Source organism: Rhodoferax sp. P1_F3, from assembly GCF_056405715.1.
This window is the reverse complement of record NZ_JBFUBO010000003.1, coordinates 47,190-68,777: the sequence shown is the minus strand read 5'-3', so window position 1 is coordinate 68,777 and position 21,588 is coordinate 47,190. Positions and strand designations below refer to the sequence as shown.

The 21,588-nt window shown below is 63.2% G+C and carries 19 protein-coding genes; 16 read left to right on the top strand and 3 right to left on the bottom strand.

Going from position 1 to position 21,588, the window contains the following annotated elements; all coding sequences use genetic code 11:
* The first annotated feature begins 27 nt into the window (after positions 1 to 27).
* The 11 genes from AC1DZ5_RS06180 to AC1DZ5_RS06130 all read left to right on the top strand — a co-directional run bounded on the left by AC1DZ5_RS06180 (position 28) and on the right by AC1DZ5_RS06130 (position 11,656).
* A complete protein-coding gene (locus AC1DZ5_RS06180) occupies positions 28 to 903 on the top strand; it encodes a branched-chain amino acid ABC transporter permease (protein WP_477887155.1) in 876 nt (291 codons plus the stop codon).
* Position 904: 1 nt separating this feature from the next.
* The gene (locus AC1DZ5_RS06175) at positions 905 to 1,888 is read left to right on the top strand and encodes a branched-chain amino acid ABC transporter permease (protein WP_477887153.1); all 984 of its coding nucleotides are present in this window, start codon (positions 905 to 907) and stop codon (positions 1,886 to 1,888) included.
* On the top strand, positions 1,889 to 2,647 hold the full coding sequence (locus tag AC1DZ5_RS06170) for an ABC transporter ATP-binding protein (protein WP_477887151.1): 759 nt from the start codon (positions 1,889 to 1,891) through the stop codon (positions 2,645 to 2,647).
* Positions 2,648 to 2,650: 3 nt separating this feature from the next.
* Positions 2,651 to 3,400 (top strand): ABC transporter ATP-binding protein, encoded by a 750-nt coding sequence (locus tag AC1DZ5_RS06165; RefSeq protein WP_477887149.1) that lies wholly within the window; start codon positions 2,651 to 2,653, stop codon positions 3,398 to 3,400.
* A 46-nt stretch (positions 3,401 to 3,446) separates the two neighbouring features.
* Positions 3,447 to 5,018 carry a methyl-accepting chemotaxis protein gene (locus AC1DZ5_RS06160; protein ID WP_477887147.1) on the top strand — a complete coding sequence of 524 codons (1,572 nt, stop codon included), beginning with the start codon at positions 3,447 to 3,449 and terminating at the stop codon, positions 5,016 to 5,018.
* 44 nt (positions 5,019 to 5,062) lie between these two features.
* Positions 5,063 to 5,959: a 4-hydroxyphenylpyruvate dioxygenase gene (locus tag AC1DZ5_RS06155; protein WP_477887145.1), complete on the top strand. Its 897-nt coding sequence runs from the start codon at positions 5,063 to 5,065 to the stop codon at positions 5,957 to 5,959.
* Positions 5,960 to 5,964: 5 nt separating this feature from the next.
* A complete protein-coding gene (locus AC1DZ5_RS06150; RefSeq protein ID WP_477887143.1) occupies positions 5,965 to 6,867 on the top strand; it encodes a sugar phosphate isomerase/epimerase family protein in 903 nt (300 codons plus the stop codon).
* A gap of 5 nt (positions 6,868 to 6,872) precedes the next feature.
* The gene (locus AC1DZ5_RS06145) at positions 6,873 to 7,787 is read left to right on the top strand and encodes a 3-carboxy-cis,cis-muconate cycloisomerase (RefSeq protein ID WP_477887141.1); all 915 of its coding nucleotides are present in this window, start codon (positions 6,873 to 6,875) and stop codon (positions 7,785 to 7,787) included.
* Positions 7,784 to 8,566 carry a 3-ketoacyl-ACP reductase gene (locus AC1DZ5_RS06140; protein ID WP_477887139.1) on the top strand — a complete coding sequence of 261 codons (783 nt, stop codon included), beginning with the start codon at positions 7,784 to 7,786 and terminating at the stop codon, positions 8,564 to 8,566. The genes AC1DZ5_RS06145 and AC1DZ5_RS06140 overlap by 4 nt, the downstream gene beginning before the upstream one ends.
* A 142-nt stretch (positions 8,567 to 8,708) precedes the next feature.
* Positions 8,709 to 10,028, top strand: a complete 1,320-nt coding sequence (locus AC1DZ5_RS06135; protein ID WP_477887137.1) for an ABC transporter substrate-binding protein — start codon at positions 8,709 to 8,711, stop codon at positions 10,026 to 10,028.
* A 14-nt stretch (positions 10,029 to 10,042) separates the two neighbouring features.
* Positions 10,043 to 11,656: a methyl-accepting chemotaxis protein gene (locus AC1DZ5_RS06130; RefSeq protein WP_477887135.1), complete on the top strand. Its 1,614-nt coding sequence runs from the start codon at positions 10,043 to 10,045 to the stop codon at positions 11,654 to 11,656.
* Between the two features lie 6 nt (positions 11,657 to 11,662).
* Here AC1DZ5_RS06130 and AC1DZ5_RS06125 read toward each other — a convergent pair whose 3' ends face one another.
* On the bottom strand, positions 11,663 to 12,589 hold the full coding sequence (locus AC1DZ5_RS06125; RefSeq protein WP_477887133.1) for a LysR family transcriptional regulator: 927 nt from the start codon (positions 12,587 to 12,589) through the stop codon (positions 11,663 to 11,665).
* A 103-nt stretch (positions 12,590 to 12,692) separates the two neighbouring features.
* On the opposite strand from AC1DZ5_RS06125, the gene AC1DZ5_RS06120 reads away from it, so the two are divergent.
* A complete protein-coding gene (locus tag AC1DZ5_RS06120; protein WP_477887131.1) occupies positions 12,693 to 13,712 on the top strand; it encodes a zinc-binding alcohol dehydrogenase family protein in 1,020 nt (339 codons plus the stop codon).
* 4 nt (positions 13,713 to 13,716) lie between these two features.
* Here the strand turns inward: AC1DZ5_RS06120 and AC1DZ5_RS06115 are convergent, their stop codons facing one another.
* Complete coding sequence (locus AC1DZ5_RS06115) at positions 13,717 to 14,118, bottom strand: carboxymuconolactone decarboxylase family protein (protein WP_477887129.1); 402 nt, start codon at positions 14,116 to 14,118, stop codon at positions 13,717 to 13,719.
* Between the two features lie 134 nt (positions 14,119 to 14,252).
* Between AC1DZ5_RS06115 and AC1DZ5_RS06110 the strand changes: the two genes are divergently transcribed.
* Complete coding sequence (locus AC1DZ5_RS06110) at positions 14,253 to 14,474, top strand: hypothetical protein (RefSeq protein WP_477887127.1); 222 nt, start codon at positions 14,253 to 14,255, stop codon at positions 14,472 to 14,474.
* A gap of 26 nt (positions 14,475 to 14,500) precedes the next feature.
* On the opposite strand, the gene katG is transcribed toward AC1DZ5_RS06110, so the two are convergent.
* Positions 14,501 to 16,669: a catalase/peroxidase HPI gene (gene katG, locus AC1DZ5_RS06105; protein ID WP_477887125.1), complete on the bottom strand. Its 2,169-nt coding sequence runs from the start codon at positions 16,667 to 16,669 to the stop codon at positions 14,501 to 14,503.
* 158 nt (positions 16,670 to 16,827) lie between these two features.
* Between katG and AC1DZ5_RS06100 the strand changes: the two genes are divergently transcribed.
* The 3 genes from AC1DZ5_RS06100 to dnaG all read left to right on the top strand — a co-directional run bounded on the left by AC1DZ5_RS06100 (position 16,828) and on the right by dnaG (position 21,517).
* The gene (locus AC1DZ5_RS06100; RefSeq protein WP_477887123.1) at positions 16,828 to 17,412 is read left to right on the top strand and encodes a peroxidase-related enzyme; all 585 of its coding nucleotides are present in this window, start codon (positions 16,828 to 16,830) and stop codon (positions 17,410 to 17,412) included.
* 162 nt (positions 17,413 to 17,574) lie between these two features.
* Positions 17,575 to 19,416: a gamma-glutamyltransferase gene (gene ggt, locus AC1DZ5_RS06095; RefSeq protein ID WP_477887121.1), complete on the top strand. Its 1,842-nt coding sequence runs from the start codon at positions 17,575 to 17,577 to the stop codon at positions 19,414 to 19,416.
* 88 nt (positions 19,417 to 19,504) lie between these two features.
* Positions 19,505 to 21,517: a DNA primase gene (dnaG, locus tag AC1DZ5_RS06090; RefSeq protein WP_477887119.1), complete on the top strand. Its 2,013-nt coding sequence runs from the start codon at positions 19,505 to 19,507 to the stop codon at positions 21,515 to 21,517.
* Positions 21,518 to 21,588: the final 71 nt, after the last annotated feature.

Below are 21,588 nucleotides of genomic sequence, written 5' to 3'. Positions count from 1 at the left end.
GCCGCACGTTACACCACGGGAACACCCATGACCGACTTTCTCCAACTGCTCTTCAGTGGCATGGCCACAGGAGCCATTTATGCCCTGGCCGCACTGGGCTTTACCCTGCTGTGGCAGGCCAGCGGCACCATCAACTTCGCCCAGGGCGAGTTTGTGATGCTGCCGGCCTTCATGATGTTGGGCTTTTTGAGCATGGGTGCGCCCCTGGCGGTGAGCTTTGTGCTGACCGTGGTGCTGGCAATGTTTCTGCTGGGCTGGGTGTTCAAGCGCGGTCTGGTGGACCCGCTGTTCAAGTACGGCATGATGCCCATCGTCGTGGCCACCATCGGCCTGTCGATTGCCATGCGCAACGGCCTGCGCGCCGGCTACAGCGCCGAGGCCCACCCCTTCCCCAGCCTGTTTGCCGACAAACTGTTCAACATCGCTGGCGTGACCATCACGTTGGCCGATGTGGGCACCTTCGCACTGGCGCTGGTGCTGGTATTTGCCACCCAGGCCTTCATGACCAAAACCGTGACCGGCCGCGCCATGCAGGCCGTCGCGCAAAACACCGAGAGCGCCAGCGTGCTGGGCATCAACGTGCCGCGCATGATCTTCTATGCCTTTGCCATCAACGCTGTGCTGGCGGTAGCCGCCGCCCTACTGGTCACACCCACTTACTTGGCCAAGTTCGACATGGGCGAGAGCCTGGGCAACAAGGCCTTCTTCGCAGCCATCATCGGCGGCTTCAACAACTCGCGCGGTGCACTGCTGGGCGGGCTGATTGTTGGCGTGGCCGAGAACCTTGCCGCCGCCTACATCTCTCCGGCCTACAAGGACGCGGTGGCGCTGGTGATTTTCATGGTCGTGATTCTGTTCAAGCCGCAAGGGTTGCTGGGCAAAAAAGAAGAACGCAAGGTCTGACATGAAAAAATTTACTCTCTTTTTGATAGCTGCCTGCGCAGTGCTGCTGCTGGTCGCCCCCCCTTTTCTTAAAAACTACGGCCTCTACCTGCTGTCCTACTGGTTGGTCTTCGTGATTGCCACCATGGGCCTGAACCTCACCGTGGGCTATGCCGGGCAAAAGTCTCTGGGCCACGCCGCCTTCTTTGGCATTGGGGCCTACACCGTGGCCATCATGATGAAAGTCGGCATCAGCTTCTGGGTAGGCCTGCCCACCGCCGCGCTGATCTGCTTCTTTGTGGGGATTGCCTTGGGCTTTCCGGCGCTGCGCGTACAGACCATCTACCTGGCCTTTGCCACCCTGGGCTTCAATACTGCGGTGTGGCTGGTCATGCGCAACGAAGAGTGGTTGACCGGTGGCACCTTCGGCATCAACAACATTGCCCGCCCCAGCCTGGCTGGCTTCTCACTCGAAGGCAACCTGGCGTACTACTACTTTGTGCTGGCCACTGCCGTGCTGCTGGGCGCCCTGCAATGGGGCCTGCTGCGCAGTCCCTGGGGCAAGGCATTTACCGCACTGCGCGACAACCCCATCCGCGCAGAAAGCCTGGGCATCAACACGCGCTCTTACACGCTGCTGAGCTTCGCCATTGGCGCCGCCTATGCAGGTGTCGCAGGGGCCTTGTTCGCCTCGCTGGTGCAGTTCATCGAGCCGGCACCCTTTGCCGTGGGCTCCTCCATCATGATGTACCTGATGGTCGTCGTCGGTGGCCCCGGCTACTTCCTGGGCCCGCTGCTGGGCTCGGCCGTGGGTGTGATCCTGCCCGAGTGGCTGCGCTTTGCGCAGGCCTGGTACCTGTTTGTCTTCGGCGCCGCTGTGGTGGTGCTGATGATTTGGCTGCCCGATGGCCTGCTGAGCATTCCCGACCGCATCAAGGCCAAGCGCCAAGCCCGCGAAGCCAGCGCTGCGCGTGCTGCGGCGGCCAACACCCTGGGAGCCAAGTAAATGAGCCACCCTGTTCTCAAAGTCAGCAACATCAAAAAGGCTTACGGTGCCATCCAGGCCGTGGGCGGCGTGTCCTTCGAAGTCATGCCCGGAGAAATCTTTGGTGTGATCGGCCCCAACGGATCGGGCAAGACCACGCTGTTCAACAGCATGCTGGGCCAGATCACGCCGGACGAAGGCCAGATCGAACTCAATGGCAAAGACGTGACGCAAGCCGGCCCACTGGAGCTCAACCGCCTGGGCGTAGGCCGCACGTTCCAGACCCTGCAGGTGTTTGGCAAGATGACCGTGCGCGACAACCTCATCGTGGCTGCGCAGGAGCACCAAGGCTCCATGCTGAGCCGCATGTTCGCCCCCTCCGATTCCGGCCTGGGCGCCAAGGCCGATGCACTGATCGACCAGTTCCGCATCCGCCATGTGGCTGACAAAAAAGCTGGCGAGTTGTCCTACGGGCAGCAAAAGCTGGTGGACATTGCCATGGCCTTCATGAGCGAACCCGACTTGGTGCTGCTGGACGAGCCCTGCGCTGGCGTGAACCCGAGCCTGGTGGGGGGTATCAGCACCCTGCTGAAGGAACTCAATCGCAACCCCAAGTTCGGCAAGCAAAGCTCCTTTGTCGTCATTGAGCACAACATGGACTTTGTGATGGACCTGTGCCACCGCATCATGGTGATGGTCGAAGGCCAGGTGCTGGCCATTGGCACGCCAGACGAAATCCGCAGCAACAAACAGGTGCTGGACGCCTACCTGGGGAACTGAAGCATGACTACAGACACCTGTATCGAATTCAAGGACGTGGTGGCGGGTTACAAGGATTTCATGATCCTGAACAACCTGTCGTTCAAGGCCAAGCGCGGCACCATCACCCTGCTGCTGGGCCCCAACGGCGCGGGCAAATCCACCGTGCTGAAAGCGCTCTTCGGCCTGCTCAAACCACGCCAGGGCGACATCCTCCTGGACGGCGTGAGTGTGGCTGGCGCCACGCAAAAGCAGCTACTTGCACAAGGCATTGCCTTTGTGCCGCAGGGGCGCAACCTGTTTGGCCAGCTCAGCGTGTTCGAGAACCTGGAGCTGGGCGGCATCACACTGGGCATGAAAACCACACACGAGCGCATTCCCGAAGTACTGGAGTTTTTCCCGCGCGTCAAAGAGCGCATGCACTCGGCGGCGTCGGCTTTGTCTGGGGGCGAGCAAAAACAGCTCGAAATCGGCCGCGCCCTGCTGCTGCGCCCCAAGGTCATCCTCATCGACGAGCCTTCCATCGGCCTCTCGCCCATGGTGGTAGCCGACGTGTTCAAGCTCTTGCGCCGACTGGCCGACCAGGGAACTACGGTGCTCATGGTGGAACAAAACGTGAAGAGCGCGCTGAAGATTTCTGACGAAGCCATTGCGCTGGAGTCAGGTCGGCTGGTACTGCAAAAACCGGCGTCGGAGTTGCTTGCAGACCCGAACATCGAGCGCCTGTTTTTGGGTGGCGCCCACCAGTCCAACGCGCAAGCCAGCACCGTGTGACAGCAAACCCAACAACCCAATAGCCTTGAGGGGATAAGCGATGCGTTTGAACACCATTCATAGCCGCCTGACACTCGCGTTCACTGCGGTTCTCGCATTGTTAATTCTGGTCTTGTGCCTGGGTCTGTTGGGGCAACATCGCATGGGGACGATGGTGGACCACCTCAGCAATGTGTTGGCAAAAACGGAACGTGATGCCTTGCGGTGGAAGGAAATCCTGAGCAACCAGGGCATCAACACCAGTTTGCTCATTGCTACCGGAGACCCCGAAAAACAAAAGCCTCTGCGCGCCCAAATCAGTGCGCAGCTGCAAACCATCGATGGCTTGGTCCAAACCTATGCAACCAGCACCACGGGCAGTGATGCGGATGCGGCGTTGCTAAAGCAGGTGAGCGCAGCCTACACCGGTTACAAAGCGGCGGTTGGCGATGTACTGAGTGCGGTGGACAGCGGGTCCAGCGACTTTTCGCGCTCCGAGTTCAATGACAAATACGTGCCGCAGTTGCTGGGCTACCAAAAGGCCTTGAGCGCGTGGGCGGAACACCAGCAGGCGTCTATGGACGCGGGAGTGCAGACCGTCAAAACCGAACAGGCGCAGGCGCGGGTGTTGATGGTCAGCGTCGGCATCCTGGCTTGCACGGTAGGTGCCCTGCTGTCATGGGCCATCTCGCGCAGCATCAGCGGCGCTGCCACAGAGGCCGTGCGGCTGGCCCACGCCATTGCCCAAGGTCAACTAGACGTACAAAGCCGCGACGTGACAAGCTTTGGAGAAATGCAGCAGTTGCTGGACGCTCTGAAGGATATGCAGGACAACCTGGTTCGCGTGGTGTCAACGGTGCGGTCGGGGTCGGAAGGCGTCGCCACTGCCAGTGAAGAAATTGCAAAAGGAAACAGCGACCTCTCTGTTCGCACCGAACAACAAGCCACCTCCCTGCAACAAACCACTGCGGCCATGGATGATCTCAGCAGCAGTGTGCGTGACAACGCAGGCCATGCCCTGCGGGCCAATGAACTGGCCGCCAATGCCTCTGGCACGGCCAAGCAAAGCGGTCAGGTCGTCACCCATCTGGTGCAAACCATGCAGCAGATTGACCAGGCCTCCAAGAAGATTGCGGACATCATCCAGGTTATCGACGGCATCGCCTTCCAAACCAATATTCTTGCGTTAAATGCAGCGGTAGAAGCTGCCCGCGCGGGAGAACAGGGGCGCGGCTTTGCCGTGGTGGCTGCCGAGGTGCGATCGCTGGCGGGCCACAGCGCGCAAGCCGCCAAACAAATCAAGGAATTGATCGACACCAGTGTGCAGCGCGTGAACCAGGGAAACCAGCTGGTCGAACAGGTGCAGCACTCCATGACGGGTGTCGTCCAATCCATTGAACGCGTGACCGAGGTCATGGCCTTGATCAGCCAGGCCGGCCAGGAGCAATCCCATGGTGTGTCCCAGCTGGGGCAGGCTGTTGCCACCATAGACCAGGCCACTCAGCAAAATGCTGCACTGGTTGAAGAAATGGCCGCCGCCGCCGCGGGCCTCAACAACATGGCGGCGCAACAGGTGGAAGCGGTCGCTGTGTTCGATTTGGGCACGCGCACCACCGCGCGGCATCTGGCCCTCGCGTGAATTCCAAACGCCATCTTTTCATACCGCCTTCTGGAGTTTTCAAAATGTCCGACTACCGCACAAACACCTCCCGCCCCAGCGGTGCCGACCGCGAACACATTGACGAGGGCCCCAACCCCCTGGGCCTGGAAGGCATTGAGTTCATTGAGTACGCTACCTCCAAGCCGCAGGCACTGGGCCAGGTGCTCGAAGCCATGGGCTTCAAGCCGATTGCACGCCACCGCTCGCGCGAGGTGCTGCTGTACCGCCAGGGCGACATCAATGTCATCGTCAACGCCCACGGCCGCGGCGCCGCGTTGACCGAAAAACCGGTGATTGCCGCCATTGCCCTGCGCGTGCACGACGCCTCGGCCGCCTACCAGCGTGCGCTGGAGCGCGGTGCCTGGGCCGTGCCCGTGCAGGTAGAAGTGATGGAGCTGCACATTCCCGCCATCCACGGCGTGGGCAACAGCCGCATCTACTTTGTGGACCGGCACCGCGAGTTCTCCATTTACGACGTGGACTTCACCCCCGTACCCGCGGTGGACAAGAACCCGCCTGCCATTGCGGGCCTGCATTTCTTTGGCGTGGTGCAGTACATCGGCAACGACCGCAGCGATGACTGGACCGAGTTTTACAGCGCGCTGTTTGGCTTCACCGCGCTGCCACCGGACACCCGCTTTGGCATCTTGCCCAAGGGCCTGATTTTGCAAAGCCCGTGCAACACCTTTTACCTGCAGCTCATCGAGCCCGAGCCCGGCGTGCTGGACGTGGAAGACGACGAATGCTTCCAGCGTATTGGCCTGGGCACCCCCGATGTGCCCGCCACCGTGGCGGCGCTGCGCGCGCGCGGCGTGGAGTTTGTGCCCAGCAAAGACCCCGCGCAGGACAGCAAGGGCGCGCTGACCCGCCCCACCATGGGCAATGCCATGTTCGAGCTGGTCCACCACACGCGAGGCTGATTACCATGAGCCAATTCGAAGGCAAATTTGACGACTTCGGGATGGACACCATCTCGCTGGCCGGACCGCTGAAGGCCAAGCTGGACGCCATGCGCACTGCCGGCTTCGGCCAGGTCATGCTGGCCGCCCGCGATCTGGTAGGCCACCCCCAAGGCTGGGAGGCCGCGGTGCAAGAGGTGAAGGACAGCGGCCTGCGTGTGACCGGCTTTCAGGTGCTGCGCGACTTCGAAGGCCTGTCGGGCCACCTGCATGCCTACAAAGTGGACATTGCCAAGAGCATGATGGAGATGTGCCAGGCGCTGGGTTGTCGCGTGATGCTGGCCTGCTCCAGCACCTCCACCCACGCCACCGGCGACACCGATGCGCTGGTGCGCGACCTGCGCAAGCTGGCCATGTTGGCCATCCCGATGAACATCAAGGTGGCGTTTGAAGCCCTGTCCTGGGGCCGCACCATCAACGAATTCCCACAGGCCTGGGACGTGATCACCCAGGCCGACATGCCCAACCTGGGCCTGGGGTTTGATTCCTTCCACATGTTTGCCACCAAGACCCCGCTGGACGAGCTGGAGATGCTGGACCCCAACAAGATCTTCCTGGTGCAGCTGGCCGATTTCATGTGGAACGAAATCAAAACCGTCGAAGAACGCATTAGCACGGCGCGCACCTTCCGCGTGTTTCCCGGTGAAGGCGTGCACAGCGAGGCCCTGGCCGAACTGGTGCTCAAGCTGCACCAGCTGGGCTACCGTGGCGACTACAGTTTTGAAGTGTTCAACGACGACTACCAGCAGATGCCCCTGCCCACCGTGGCTGCACGCGCACGCCGTGCCGCGCTGTGGCTGGGCGAAGACGTGCTGCGCCGCTCCGTACCGCTGCCCAACCAACTGCGTCTGAAACAGGCCACGCGCTGAATGCCATGGGCAGTGTGTTTGAAGAATTCCTGCAAGCGCCCGAACTGCTGGACGCCTTTGGTGCCCAGCGCTTTGTGGCCGCCATGCTGCAGTTTGAATCTGCGCTGGCCCGCGCGCAGGCCGACTGTGGCCTCATTCCGGCGGCAGCGGCGCAGTCCATCATCGGCACCTGCAAAGTAGAACTGTTTGATGCCCCCAAAATCGTGCGCGACAGCGTGCGCGCGGGTAGCCTGGCCATTCCGTTGGTCAAGAGCCTGAAGGAAACTGTAGGCCTGTTCAATCCCGGCGCGGTGGACTGCGTGCACCTGGGCTGCACCAAGCAGGACCTGGTGGACACCGCCACGGTGCTGATCACCCGTGACGTGCTGGAGCGTATACGCAGTGACGTGCAGCTGTGCGTGCATACCCTGGGCACCGCCGATGCGACCGCGCCCCTACTGCGCGCGTTGCAGCGCCTACAACGCAGCGCCGCCGAGGCCTTGGCCGTGCAACTGGGCGGCACCCTGGCGCAAATGCGAGCTCAGGGGCAAGACCAGGGCCCCACCGTAGAACAGCAAATGGCGCAGCACCTGCGTCTGGGCGTGCCGCAAGCCCCCTGGCACACCCAGCGCGATGCTTGGGTGGCGCTGGGCTGCGACCTCGGCCTGTTGGTGGGTAGCCTGGGCACCCTGGCCAAGGAAATGACGCACCGCGCGGCCTCCGACCAATTGCCGACCGGTTGCCTGACGGCGTTGGCAGCGGCGCGGCGCGCGCCCCAGCGCGTGGCCAGCCTACTGGCTTCCATGCCCGAAGCCCATGAACGCACCCTGGGTGTGTGGCAGGCCGAGCAGGCCGAATGGGCGCAACTGCTGATGTCGGCGCACGCCAGTGTCCACGGCATGGCCCAAGCCCTGCAACAAATCTCCAACACCGCACCATGACAGCAGACACATCCAACCGACCGGTGGCACTTGTAACCGGTGCCCAGCGCGGCATAGGCCGTGCCATTGCACTGCAAATGGCCCAAGCTGGTTTTGACGTGGCGCTGTGCGATCGCACACTCAGTGACGAACTACACGCCACCACTGCCGAAGTGGCGGCGCTGGGCGTCCGCAGTGCCGCAGTATGTTTTGACCTGGCCGACACCAGCACCCACGCGGCCATGCTGGACGCCGCCGAGGCGATGCTGGGCCCCGTGACTTGTCTGGTGAACAACGCCGGGGTGTCCGTACTGTCGCGGGGCGACCTGCTGGACGTGACGCCCCAAGCCTACGACCACTGCCAGGACATCAATACGCGCGGTACTTTTTTTCTCATGCAGGCCTTTGCCAGACGCTTGCTGGTGCGCCCGCAGCATCCCCACCACCGCAGCATGGTGACCATCACCTCGTCCAATGCGAAGGCAGTTTCCATCCAGCGCGGGGAATACTGCGTGTCCAAGGCGGCGCTGTCCATGGTGTCCTCGCTGTTTGCCGTGCGGCTGGGTGGTGAGGGCATCGGGGTGTACGAAGTCATCCCCGGCCTGATAGAGACCGAGATGAGCCTGGCCTCCAAAGCGCGCTACGACGCCGACATTGAGCGCGGCTGGCTGGTGGTGCCCCGTTGGGGCCAAGCGCATGAGGTGGGCAAGGTGGTGGGCACGCTGGCCCTAGGCCTGCTGCCCTACACCGTGGGCCAGGCCATCCGGGTGGATGGCGGCATGTTGATCAACAAGTACTAGACGTAGAGCCCTACTCTTACCCGTAAGGGAAAGCCCTAGCCGATATTGAAGGAACGGTATACGCCGCTGAAGGCAGGGTATTGGCGCAAGCCCGTACAGGGACGTAACCTGAGATGCAGATTCTCACTGCATCGTATTGGTTATGAAAACACAAAATCGTTGGATCTGGGCCTTGCTTGCCGCCACGGGCGTGCTTGCTGGAAACCATGCGTGGGCCACCACGGACATCACCGTGGCCACGGTGAACAACCGCCAGATGATCGAAATGCAAAAGCTCAGCGTGCATTTCGAGAAGGCCAACCCGGACATCCGCGTCAAGTGGACCACCATGGAAGAGGCCGACTTGCGCCAGCGCGTGAGTGCCGACGTGACCAACAAAGGTGGCCAGTTTGATGTGGTCACCATCGGCATGTACGAGACGCCCATCTGGGCCGCCAAAGGCTGGCTGCGCGAGATCACCCCCACCGACGCCTACAACGTGAAGGACCTGATTCCCACGGTGCGCGATGGCCTCTCGTACAACAAGCGCCTGTACGCCGCGCCCTTTTACGGCGAAGGCTCCATGACCATGTACCGCACCGACCTGTTCGACAAGGCGGGACTCTCCATCAACAACCGCCCCACCTGGGAGCAGATCGCTGCGGCCGCGGCCAAGATCCACAACCCCGCGGCCGGGCTGTACGGCATTTGCCTGCGCGGGCGTGCGGGCTGGGGCGACAACATGGCCCTGCTCAGCACCATGGTCAACACCTTTGGCGGCCAGTGGTTTGACATGGCTTGGCACCCGCAGATTACCTCCAAGCCCTGGAAGGACGCAGTGTCGTTCTACGTGAAGCTGCTCAACCAATATGGTCCACCCAACGCCGTGAACAACAGCTTCAACGAAAATCTGGAGCTGTTTGCCCAAGGCAAGTGCGGTATCTGGGTGGATGCGACCAGTGCCGGCGGCGCGCTGATTGACCCCAAGTTCAGCAAGGTGGCCAGCGTCACCGGTTTCTCGCTGGCGCCCACCGCGGTCACCGACAAGGGCGCGGGCTGGCTCTGGGCCTGGGCCTTGGCCATACCAGCCAGCAGCAAAAATGCAGATGCAGCCCAGCGCTTTGTGCAGTGGGCCACGTCCGAACCCTACCTGCGCCTGGTGGCCGACACCAAGGGCTGGGCCGCCATGCCGTCGGGCACCCGCCTCTCCACCTACCAGCGCCCCGAGTTCACCAAGGCCGCGCGCTTTGCCATGACCGAGGCCATTGCGATGGTCACCGCCAACCCGCGGGATGCCACCGATGGCAAGGCACCCTATGTAGGTGTGCAGTTTGTTGCCATCCCCGAGTTTCAGGACATTGGTGAAATCACCGGCGCCGAGATTCGCGACGCGCTGGCTGGCAAGCAGACCGTGGACCAAGCCCTGCAAAAAGCCCAGGCCAAAACCGACCTGCTGATGCGCGGGGCCGGCTACTACAAATGACAAGGAGCACTGCCATGCCCAAACCCTCTTTCTGGACCGTAGGCCGCCAACTGGGCGCGGCCTTTGCCGCCATGGTGGCGCTGGGCCTCATGCTCGCGCTGACTGGCTGGAGCCGCATTGCCGCCATCAACCAGGACCTGCAATCGCTGGTGGACCAAACCCTGCCCACCCTCACCGCGCTGAGCGAAGTGAACGACCGGCTGCAGGTGGTACGCACGGCCGAACTGAGCCACCTGGCCGCGCTGACCATGCCTGCGAAAGACCGCGAAGAGACGGCCGTCAAAACCGCCGTGAAGGCGCTCGACACCGCGGTGCAGCGCTACACCGCCACCGGCGGCGCGCAAGACCAAGGCGCTGAAGTCAAGACCTTGACCGACTCGCTGGCCAAATTCAACGCATCGCGATCCACCTTCTTGCAAATGTCCAACTCGGCCGCCGGGGCCGAGTCCGAGCGCGCGGTCGAGGCCAGCGACTATTTCAGCGGCCCCAGCCAGCAGGCCTACCAGGGCGCCTACGACGCGGTGCAAAAACTCTGGGCCGCCCACGTGGCGCAGGCCGAAACCGCCAAGGACATGGGCCGTGCCTCGGTGATGCGCGCCAACCTGATGCTGCTTAGCGTCTCGGGCATTGCGGTGCTGGCGTCTATCGTGCTGGGGGTGTTCATCACGCGCCGCCTGCTGGGTGAGCTGGGCGGCCAGCCGGCCTATGTGGCGCAGCTGGCGCGCGCCATTGCCGATGCCAACCTGGCTACCCCGATTGCCGTGCGCAACGGCGACACCACCAGCGTGGTGGCCGCCATGGCGCGCATGCAGGCGTCGCTCACACGCATCGTGCACGCGGTGCGCCACGGGGCGGACGGCGTGGCCAATGCCAGTTCCGAAATCGCCCAGGGCAACCACGACCTCAGCAGCCGCACCGAACACCAGGCCAGTGCCCTGGAAGAGACCGCCTCCAGCATGGAAGACCTGAACGCCAAGGTGCGACAAAACGCGCTCAGCGCGGGCCATGCCAACCAGCTGGCGCTGGACGCCTCGGCCGTGGCCGTGCAAGGCGGCGATGTGGTGGGCCAGGTGGTGCAAACCATGAAGGGCATCAACGAAGCCAGCCGCAAGATTGCCGACATCATTTCCGTCATCGATGGCATTGCGTTCCAAACCAACATCCTGGCACTGAACGCCGCGGTGGAAGCCGCTCGTGCGGGCGAACAGGGCCGGGGCTTTGCCGTGGTGGCCTCCGAGGTGCGTAGCCTGGCGGGCCGCAGCGCGGAGGCCGCCAAAGAAATCAAACAGCTCATCAGCACCAGCGTGCAACGCGTGGAACAAGGCACGGCGCTGGTGGACCGTGCGGGTAGCACCATGGCCGAGGTGGTGGGCGCCATCCGCAAGGTGACCGACATCGTGGGCGAGATCAGCGCGGCCAGCTCGGACCAGAGCGCGGGGGTCTCGCAGATTGGCGAGGCCGTGAACGAGATGGACCAGGTAACCCAGCAAAACGCTGCCTTGGTGGAGCAGATGGCGGCCGCGGCCAGCGGCCTCAAATCGCAGGCCAGCGAGCTGGTGCGCGTGGTGGCGGTCTTCCAGACCGACGACAGCGCGCTACCAAATCAGGAGCTACTCGCGCTTAGTTAACGGGGGCTAGCGGCCTGTTTGGCTTAAATTTTCGGCGCCGGGCAGTGCCACACAGGCTTGGGCTACAAACTCGCGCAGCAAGCGCAACGCCGGGGTGAGCTGGCGCCGGTCCGGCAGCACCATGTACAGCGGCACGTGCTCCGTGTCCCAGTCGGGGCACAGCGCCACCAGCCGGCCCGCGGCCAGGTCGTGGGCCACGTCGATCCAGGCCTTGTAGGCCACACCACGCCCGGCCAAGGCCCAGCGCCGCACCACATCGCCGTCGTTGGTCACATGGCCGCCCTGCACCCGCACCGTCAGCGACTGACCCTCGCGCGCAAAGGTCCAGCGGTCGTTCACCTCGCCCCCCAGCATGAAGCACAGGCAGTCGTGCTCGGTCAGCGCCTGGGGCGTGACCGGGGTGCCATGCACACGCAAGTAGTCGGGTGAGGCCACCAGCACACGCCGGTTGTCCGGCGCCACGGGCAGCGCCACCAGGCTGGAGTCGCGCGGCTTGCCGTGACGAAAGGCCGCGTCCACTGGCTCGCTGTACATATTGGCCATGCGGTCAGAGAGCGTGAGGCGGCAACGCACCTGCGGGTGCTGGTCTTGAAAATCCTCCAACCAGGGCAACAGCACATTGCGCCCCATGTCCGACGACGCGGCCAGCCGCAGCACGCCCTGCACCTGATGGCGGCCCGTACTCAGTGCCAGCTGGCCCTCGCCCAAGGTGGTGAGCGCCAGCCGGGCGTGCTCCAGAAACACGGCGCCCTCGGGCGTCAGACGCAGGCTGCGGGTGGAGCGCACCAGCAGGCTGGTGTTCAGTTCGGCCTCCAGCCGCTTGAGTGCAGCACTGGCCGCAGCGGGTGTGATGTCCAACGCCCGCGCCGTGGCCGAGAGGCTGCCGGTGTCCACGGTGCGCACAAAGATATCCAGGTCTTGCAGGGCTTTCATTTTCAAATTTTATTTGAAAGCTGGTTCAATCCATCCCCTATTTTTCTTTTCAAACAGAAGACAGAAGATTCACCCCTCTGTTCAATTTGCAAGGAAAACCACCATGAAAGCCATCGGCTACCAACACCCCCAGGCCATCAGCGCCGCCACCTCGCTGCAAGACATCACCCTGCCCACGCCCGTGGCCCAGGGGCACGACCTCCTGGTGGAGGTGCGCGCCATCTCGGTCAACCCCGTGGACACCAAGGTGCGCGCCAGTGCAGCGCCGGCTGCGGGGCAGGACTACAAAGTGCTGGGCTATGACGCCAGCGGCATCGTGCGCGCCGTGGGGCCAGATGTAACGTTGTTCAAGGAGGGCGACCGCGTGTACTACGCCGGCGCCATCCAGCGCCCCGGCACCAACAGCGAACTGCATCTGGTGGACGAGCGCATCGTGGGCCACATGCCCGCCAGCCTGGACTTTGCCCAGGCTGCCGCCCTGCCCCTGACCAGCATCACGGCCTGGGAACTGCTGTTTGACCGCCTGGGCGTACAACCCGGCAAAAAGCCCAACCCCAAGAGCCTGCTGGTCATCGGCGCGGCCGGTGGCGTGGGCTCAATCCTCATTCAGTTGGCGCGCCGCCTCACGGCGCTCACCATCATCGGCACCGCCTCGCGCCCCGAAACGCAGGCCTGGGTCAAAGAGCTGGGCGCCCACCATGTGATTGACCACGGCCAGCCGCTGACCGAACAGCTTGCGCGCATCGGCATTGCACAAGTAGACATCGTCATCAGCTTGAGCCACACCGGCCAGCACCTGCCGCAGATTCTGGAAGTACTGGCGCCACAGGGCCAGTTCGGCCTGATTGATGACCTGCCCACGCTGGACGTGATGCCGTTCAAGCGCAAAGCTGCGTCTGTGCACTGGGAAATGATGTTTGCCCGCCCCATGTTCAACACGCCGGACCTGATCGCCCAACACCACCTGCTCAATGAAGTGGCCCAACTGGTGGACGCGGGCCTGGTGCGCACCACGCTGGCCGAAAACTTTGGCCGCATCAACACCGACAACCTCAAACGCGCCCATGCATTCGTGGAATCAGGCACCGCGCGCGGCAAGGTGGTGCTGGAAGGCTGGAACTAGAGCACTAGACCTTCCCACCCACCACTTCGTTGGCGGAGCGAAAGGCCTCTACGGCCGCGGGCACGCCGCAGTACACCGTGGCGTGCAGCAGCACTTCCTGAATCTCGGCCGCAGTGGCACCGTTATTTAACGCACCACGCACGTGCCCTTTGAGTTCGTTTTGTTTGCCCAAGGCCGTGAGCATGGCCACGGTTATCAGGCTGCGGGTTTTCAAATCCAGCCCCGGGCGCTGCCACACATCGCCCCAGGCGGCGCGGGTGATGTGCTCCTGAATCGGTGCAGTGAATGGCGTGGCGTTGGCAAACGCAGCGGCGACAAACTCCTCGCCCATGACCTGCGTGCGTGTGGCCAGGCCCCGTTCGTAGGCAGAGGGGGTGGTCGGGGATTGGGATGGGTCAGATGGCATAGGGGCTCCAATGAATACCCCATATTAGCGACGCCACCCGCGTTGATGCACGCAGTGTCTGTGCGATGGAACACGCAGGTTCGTGCGCCCAACAGGTACGCTGCCAACCAGACACACCACCCAGAAAGCCCCCCATGAACATCGCACGACTCGCCGCCATCCTGCTGATTGCCGCAGGAGCCCTAGGACTGGCATATGGCGGCTTCAGCTACACCAAGCAAACCAGCGCCGTCAAAATCGGCAGCTTGGAGCTGTCGGTCCAGGAGAAAGAGACTGTCAACGTCCCCGTATGGGCCGGCATCGCGGCGATCGTCGCCGGTGGCCTGCTACTGGCCTTTGGCAGCAAGGGCAGGTAGGCCCCTGCTGCCCCCTAGCGCCTGGGTCATGCTAGGTCGAAGCGATCCAGGTTCATCACTTTGACCCAAGCCGCCACAAAGTCGGCGACGAACTTCTGCTGGCCGTCTGCGCTGGCGTAGACCTCGGCATAGGCGCGCAGCACCGAGTTGGAGCCGAAGACCAGATCGGCGCGCGTACCGGTGTACTTCACCGCGCCGGTCTTGCGGTCACGGCCTTCGAACACTTCGCCCGTGCCATCAACGGCCTTCCACACCGTGCCCATGTCGAGCAGATGGACGAAGAACACATTGCTCAACACGCCAACCTTATCGGTGAACACGCCGTGCTTGCCGCCATCGGCATTGGCTCCCAACACGCGCAAGCCGCCGACCAGTGCGGTCAGTTCAGGCGCTGTCAGCGTCAGCAACTGGGCGCGATCCAGCAGCAGCGCTTCAGTCGATGCGCCGATCGGATCCCTCTTGTAGTTGCGGAAACCATCGGCCACCGGTTCCAGCGCGGCAAAGGATTCGACGTCGGTCTGCGCTTGCGTCGCGTCCACGCGGCCCACTGCAAAAGGCACGGCGACGCTCACGCCCGCAGCTTTGGCGGCCTGCTCCACGCCCACGCTACCGGCCAGCACGACCACGTCGGCCAGCGATGCCTTGCCGGATGCTTTCTGAATCTCTTGCAGCTTGGCTAATGCCTTGACCGCGATCTTGTTGACGTCCCAATCCTTTTGCGGCGCCAGCGCAAGACGCGCGCCGTTGGCGCCGCCGCGCTTGTCGCCACCACGGAAGGTGGAGGCCGAGGCCCAGGCCACGGACACCAACTCGGACACAGACAAACCCGATGCCGCGATCTTGGCTTTGAGGTCTGCAATGTCTGCCGCACTCGGATTGAGCGTCGCTGCGGGCAGCGGGTCTTGCCAGATCAAGTCTTCCTTCGGCACTTCGGGGCCAAGGTAGCGGGCCTTGGGGCCCATGTCGCGGTGGGTCAGCTTGAACCAGGCGCGGGCAAAGGCTTCGGCGAAGGATTGCGGGTCGTCGTGGAACTTCTTGGAGATCTTGCCGAACTCGGGGTCGAAGCGCAGCGTCAAGTCCGTGGTCAGCATGGTCGGCTTGTTGAATTTTCCGGGCACATGCGCGTCGGGGATGATGTCTGGCCCGTTCTTGGCCACCCATTGCTTGGCGCCAGCGGGCGAATGGGTCAATTCCCACTCGAACTTGAACAGGTTCTCAAAGAAGTTGTTGCTCCACTGCGCAGGGGTGGTGGTCCAGGTGACTTCCAGGCCGCTGGAGACGGTGTCTTTGCCGTGACCGCTTCCGAAGTTGCTGTTCCAGCCCAGGCCTTGCGCTTCAATGCCTGCGCCTTCGGGTTCCGCGCCTTTGTGTGACTCGGGTGCGGCACCGTGGGCCTTGCCGAAGGTATGGCCACCGGCGATCAGCGCGACGATTTCTTCGTCGTCCATCGCCATGCGGTAGAAGGTGGTGCGGATGTCTTTGGCCGCGGCCATGTAGTCGCCGCTGGCGTTAGGGCCTTCGGGGTTGACGTAGATCAGACCCATATGGGTGGCCCCCAGGTTCTTGTCCAGCTCACCCTCGCCTTTGTTGCGATCACCGCCACCGCTAAAGCGCTTGTCGGCAGCCAGCCATTTCGTTTCCGTACCCCAGCTCACGTCCATGTCGGGTTCCCACACGTCTTCGCGGCCACCGGCAAATCCGAAAGTGCGAAAGCCCATGGACTCCAGCGCCACATTGCCGGCCAGGATGAACAAGTCGGCCCAGGAAATCTTCTGGCCGTATTTCTGTTTGATCGGCCACAACAGGCGGCGCGATTTGTCGATGTTGACGTTGTCGGGCCAGGAGTTCAGCGGCGCAAAACGCTGTTGCCCACGGCCACCGCCGCCACGGCCGTCGAGCGTGCGGTAGGTGCCGGCGCTGTGCCAGGCCATGCGGATCATTTGCGGGCCGTAGTGGCCAAAGTCTGCGGGCCACCAGTCTTGTGAGTCGGTCATCAGCTTGACCAGGTCGGCCTTCAGCGCCTTGTAGTCGAGCTTCTTGAATTCTTCGGCGTAGTTGAAGGTTTCACCCAGCGGGTTGGATTTGTTGCCGTGCTGGTTCAGCAGGTCCACGCGCAACTGGTTGGGCCACCAGTCTTTGTTCGTGGTGCCGCCACCGGCTGCATGGTGGAACGGGCATTTGGCTTCGCTTGACATGGGTCTCTCCTTGGGTTGTTGGTACTTGGACTGACCGAGTCAGTGTAGATTTTCAACCGCTATCGATCAAGATAGTTTTATTAATGAAATCTATAGCCAAAGCCAATACCCAAGACAAAAGCTAACCCGGCCTTACGATGTGACCAGGAGACATGCCCATGACCAGCCCCACAGCACGCTACCCCCTACCCGACCTGAATACCTTGCCCGAAGACATTCGCAGCAAGATTCTGGAGGTGCAGGAAAAATCCGGCTTTGTGCCCAATGTGTTCCTGGCCTTTGCGCGCCGCCCGGCCGAGTGGCGCGCGTTCTTCGCGTACCACGATGCGCTGATGCTGCGCGCCGAGAGCAGCCTGACCAAGGGCGAGCGCGAGATGATCATCACGACCACCAGCGCGGCGAATAGCTGCCTGTATTGCGTGGTCGCGCACGGCGCGATCTTGCGCATCTACGAAAAGAAGCCGCTGATTGCCGATCAGGTGGCCGTGAACTACCGCAAGGCCGACATCACGCCGCGCCAGCGCGCCATGCTGGACTTTGCGATGAAGGTCTGCCTTGAGAGCCACACGGTGGAAGACGCCGACTTTGACGCGCTGCACGCCCATGGCTTTGACGACGAAGACATCTGGGATATTGCCGGCATCACGGCCTTCTTTGGCCTCAGTAACCGCATGGCGAATGTGACCAGCATGATGCCCAACCCCGAGTTCTACTTGCTGGGTCGGGTGCCAAAAACCAAATGAATGCTATCGTTTAGATAGCTGCTAGCGCATATTCCACGGGGGCTATATGCTTATTTTCCTGTAAGTCCGGCCGTCGTCTTTCTGGCGCGGCCCACGGCCCACCGCAAGTATTGGTAACGTTTGTTTACGCGCGCCATGGCCAATCCCAAGTAAGGTGGGGCCATGCACCACCACCCACTTCACCACCTGGGCGCTGCCTTGCTGTTGGCAGCCTTGGCCACCTTCACTGGCTGTGCCAGCACCCCCAGCGACTTTCACTACGCCGTGCCTGCGCAGCCCGAAGGCGCCACCGGCAGCGTAGCCAAGCCCGGCTGGGCCACCCGCACCTACGCGGTGGCCGCCGCCAACCCGTTGGCCACCGATGCGGGCCAGCAGATCCTGCGCGCAGGTGGCAGCGCGGTGGACGCCGCCATTGCCGTGCAAATGGTGCTGGCACTGGTGGAGCCGCAGAGCAGCGGCCTGGGTGGTGGGGCCTTTTTGCTGCACTTTGATGGCAAGACAACCCAGGCCTTTGACGGCCGCGAGACGGCACCTGCCGGTGCCACGCCGCGTCTGTTTCTGGACACGCAGGGCCAGCCCATGCCGTTCATCGACGCGGTGGTGGGTGGCCGTTCGGTGGGGGTGCCGGGTGCCGTGGCCATGCTGGCGCTGGCGCACCAGCAGCATGGTCGGCTGCCGTGGGCGCAGCTGTTTGCACCCGCCATCACGCTGGCCACCCAGGGTTTTGCGATCAGCCCGCGCATGGCCACGCTGCTGGCCAGCGAAAAGCAGCTCAAGAAAGACCCGGTGGCCGCGGCCTATTTGTATGACGCCGCCGGTGCGCCCTGGCCCGCCGGCCACCTGCTGCGCAACCCCGAATTGGCCGCCGTGCTGCAAGCCATTGCACAGCAAGGGCCGGCAGCCCTGCTGCAGGGTGATGTAGCGCGCGCCATGGTGGCCAAAGTGCAGGGCCACCCCAGCAACCCCGGCACGTTGAGCACGGCCGATCTGGCCGCCTACCGACCACTGGTGCGCGAGCCTCTGTGCTTTGACTACCGTGTGAAGGCCACCGCCAAGGACTACCGCATCTGCGGCATGCCACCGCCCAGTTCGGGCGCCATTGCCATCGGGCAGATCCTGGGCTTGCTGCAAAACACGCCAGCCGACACGCTGCCCTTGGCCCAGGGCCTGCCCACGGCGGACTGGTTGCACCTCTACACCGAAGCATCACGCCTGGCCTTTGCCGACCGCGGCCAGTACGTCGCCGACCCGGCCTTTGTACCGGCGCCGGCCGACACCTGGCACAGCCTGCTGGCGCCGGGCTACCTAGCCGAGCGTGCCCGCGCCATCGCCACCGGCCCCGCGGGCCAAAGCATGCAAGTGGCGCCACCCGGCAACCCCGCCGGCACGATGCTGGCCTACGCCCCCATGCCGGACCAGACCGAACACGGCACCTCACACATCTCAGTGGTGGACGCGTATGGCAACGCGCTGGCCATGACCACCACCATCGAAGACGCCTGGGGTTCGCGCCAAATGGTGAACCGCGGCGTGGGCCTCTCCGGCGGTTTTCTGTTGAACAACGAACTGACCGACTTCAGCTTTGCGCCAGCGGACGCGAGCGGCAAACCCATTGCCAACCGCGTGGAGCCCGGCAAGCGCCCGCGCTCCAGCATGTCGCCCACGCTGGTGTTCGACAAGGCGACCGGCCAGCTGGTGCTGAGCGGCGGCAGCCCGGGCGGTGCGCTCATCATCCATTTCACGGCCAAAACGCTGTACGGCGTGCTGCACTGGGGGCTGAACACCCAGCAGGCCATCGACCTGCCGAACTTTGCCTCCCTGAACGGCCCCACGCTGCTGGAAGAAACGCGTTTTGACGCCGCCACGATCAGTGCCTTGAAAGCGCGCGGACATGCAGTGACCGAAGTGGCCATGCCCAGCGGCCTGCAAGCCATCCAGCGCACGCCAGACGGCTGGTTTGGTGGCGCCGACCCGCGGCGTGAGGGCATTGTGCTGGGCGATTGAACCCCGCGTTGACCTGCCAAATTGGCATCCAGCCCCCATGGAATATGCGCGGGCAGCTATATAAACCATAGCTTCCTACAATCCTTCCATGGCCATCCCGCAAACCTTCATCCAGGAGCTGATCGCACGCACGGACGTGGTGGAGATCGTGGGTCGCTATGTGCAGCTCAAGAAGGGTGGCGCCAATTTCATGGGCCTGTGCCCTTTCCATGGCGAAAAGTCGCCCTCCTTCTCGGTCAGCCCCACCAAACAGTTCTACCACTGCTTTGGCTGCGGCAAGAACGGCAACGCCATCAGCTTTTTGATGGACCACGCGGGCATGACTTTCATTGAGGCGGTGAAAGACCTGGCCGGCCAATATGGCATGGTGATCCCCGAGGAAGAAGGCAGCCCGCAGGACCGTGCCCGCGCCCAGGAGCAGCGTCAGAAGCAGAACACCCTGACCAGCGTGCTGGAAAAAGCCGGGGATGCCTACAAGCGCGGCTTGAAAGAGTCGCCGCGCGCTATTGATTACCTGAAAGGCCGCGGCCTGTCCGGTGAAATTGCCAAGCAGTTTGGCCTGGGCTACGCCCCCGAGGGCTGGCGCAGCCTGGCCAGCATCTTCCCGCAGTACGACGACCCGCTCTTGATTGAAAGTGGCTTGGTCATCCTGCACGAAGCCGAAAACGGCGGCGAGGAAAAGCGCTACGACCGCTTCCGCGACCGTGTGATGTTCCCCATCCGCAATATCAAGGGCGAGTGCATAGGCTTTGGCGGGCGCGTGCTGGGCGACGAAAAGCCCAAATACCTCAACTCCCCAGAAACGCCGGTGTTCAGCAAGGGACGCGAGCTGTACGGCCTGTTTGAAGCCCGCAGCTCGTTGCGCGAGTTCGGCTATGTGCTGGTGACCGAAGGCTATATGGATGTGGTGGCGCTGGCGCAGCTGGGCTTTCCCAATGCGGTGGCCACGCTGGGCACGGCCTGCACCAACGAACATGTGCAAAAGCTGTTCCGCTTCACGGACTCGGTGGTCTTCAGCTTTGACGGCGATGCCGCAGGCCGGCGCGCCGCGCGCAAGGCGCTGGACGGCGCCCTACCCTTTGCCACCGATGTGCGCAGCATCAAGTTCCTGTTCCTGCCCGCCGAGCACGACCCCGACAGCTTTATCCGCGCGCACGGCAAAGAGGCCTTTGCCGACTATGTGTCCAAGGCTACGCCGCTCAGCCGGTTTTTGGTCGAAGCGGCCCAGGAAGGCTGCGACCTGAGCACCGCCGAGGGCCGTGCCCATATGTCGAGCAACGCCAAGCCGCTGTGGACGCAGTTGCCCGACGGCGCGCTCAAGCTACAGCTGCTGGCAGAAATCGCCAACCTGGTGCAACTCAATAGCACCGAGCTGGGCGCGCTGTGGGCCAGTTCTGGCGGCAAACCGCCCGCCGAAACGCAGCGCCGCAAAACCGCATCGGCCCCGCCGCCCTCCTACGACGGCGCACCCGACGACGGCCACTTTGCCTACGAGGAACCCGCTGAGCCCTGGATTCCCCAGGAAGAGTGGAAGAAGAAAACCGAATGGAAAAAAGAAGGCTGGACCCCGCGCAGCGGAAAATGGGAGGGGAAGTGGGAAGGCAAAGGCGGCAGCCGCTTCCCGCCGCGGGAACCCCGCCCTAGCGGCCCGCGCGCCAAGATTGACAGCCGCGCCGACCACGCTGCACGCATTTTGCTGAGCCACAGCGAACTGTGGGAAGTGCTGTCCAGCGAAGACCATGGCCTGCTGTGCGAGCTGCCCTCGCCCCATGGCGACCTATTCATCTGGCTGGAAAGCCAGCTGCACGAGCACGGCCCGGTGTCGCGCGGCACGCTGCGCGAGACAATCGTGGGCCACGCAGCCGAAGACCTGGCCCTGCGCCTGCTGGCCGGCCCCAGCGTGGCCACTGAGCCACTGGCCGAGTCCGGCCCCGAACTGCGCGATCTGGTCAACCGCATGCTGATTGACCGCATCAAGGAACAGGAAACCGAGGCCATCGCGGCCTCCGCCCATGACGCTGGCGCCCTGCAGCGCTACCGCCAGCTCCAGCTGCGCCGCAAGCAGCTGGAGCTGGCGGTGCAGCCCAACGCCGCCATTTAACACAAAAATTGAATAAATCCGAATCCCGCCTATAATGCTGGATTGTTTCGGCAAGAGCGACAGCAGCACCT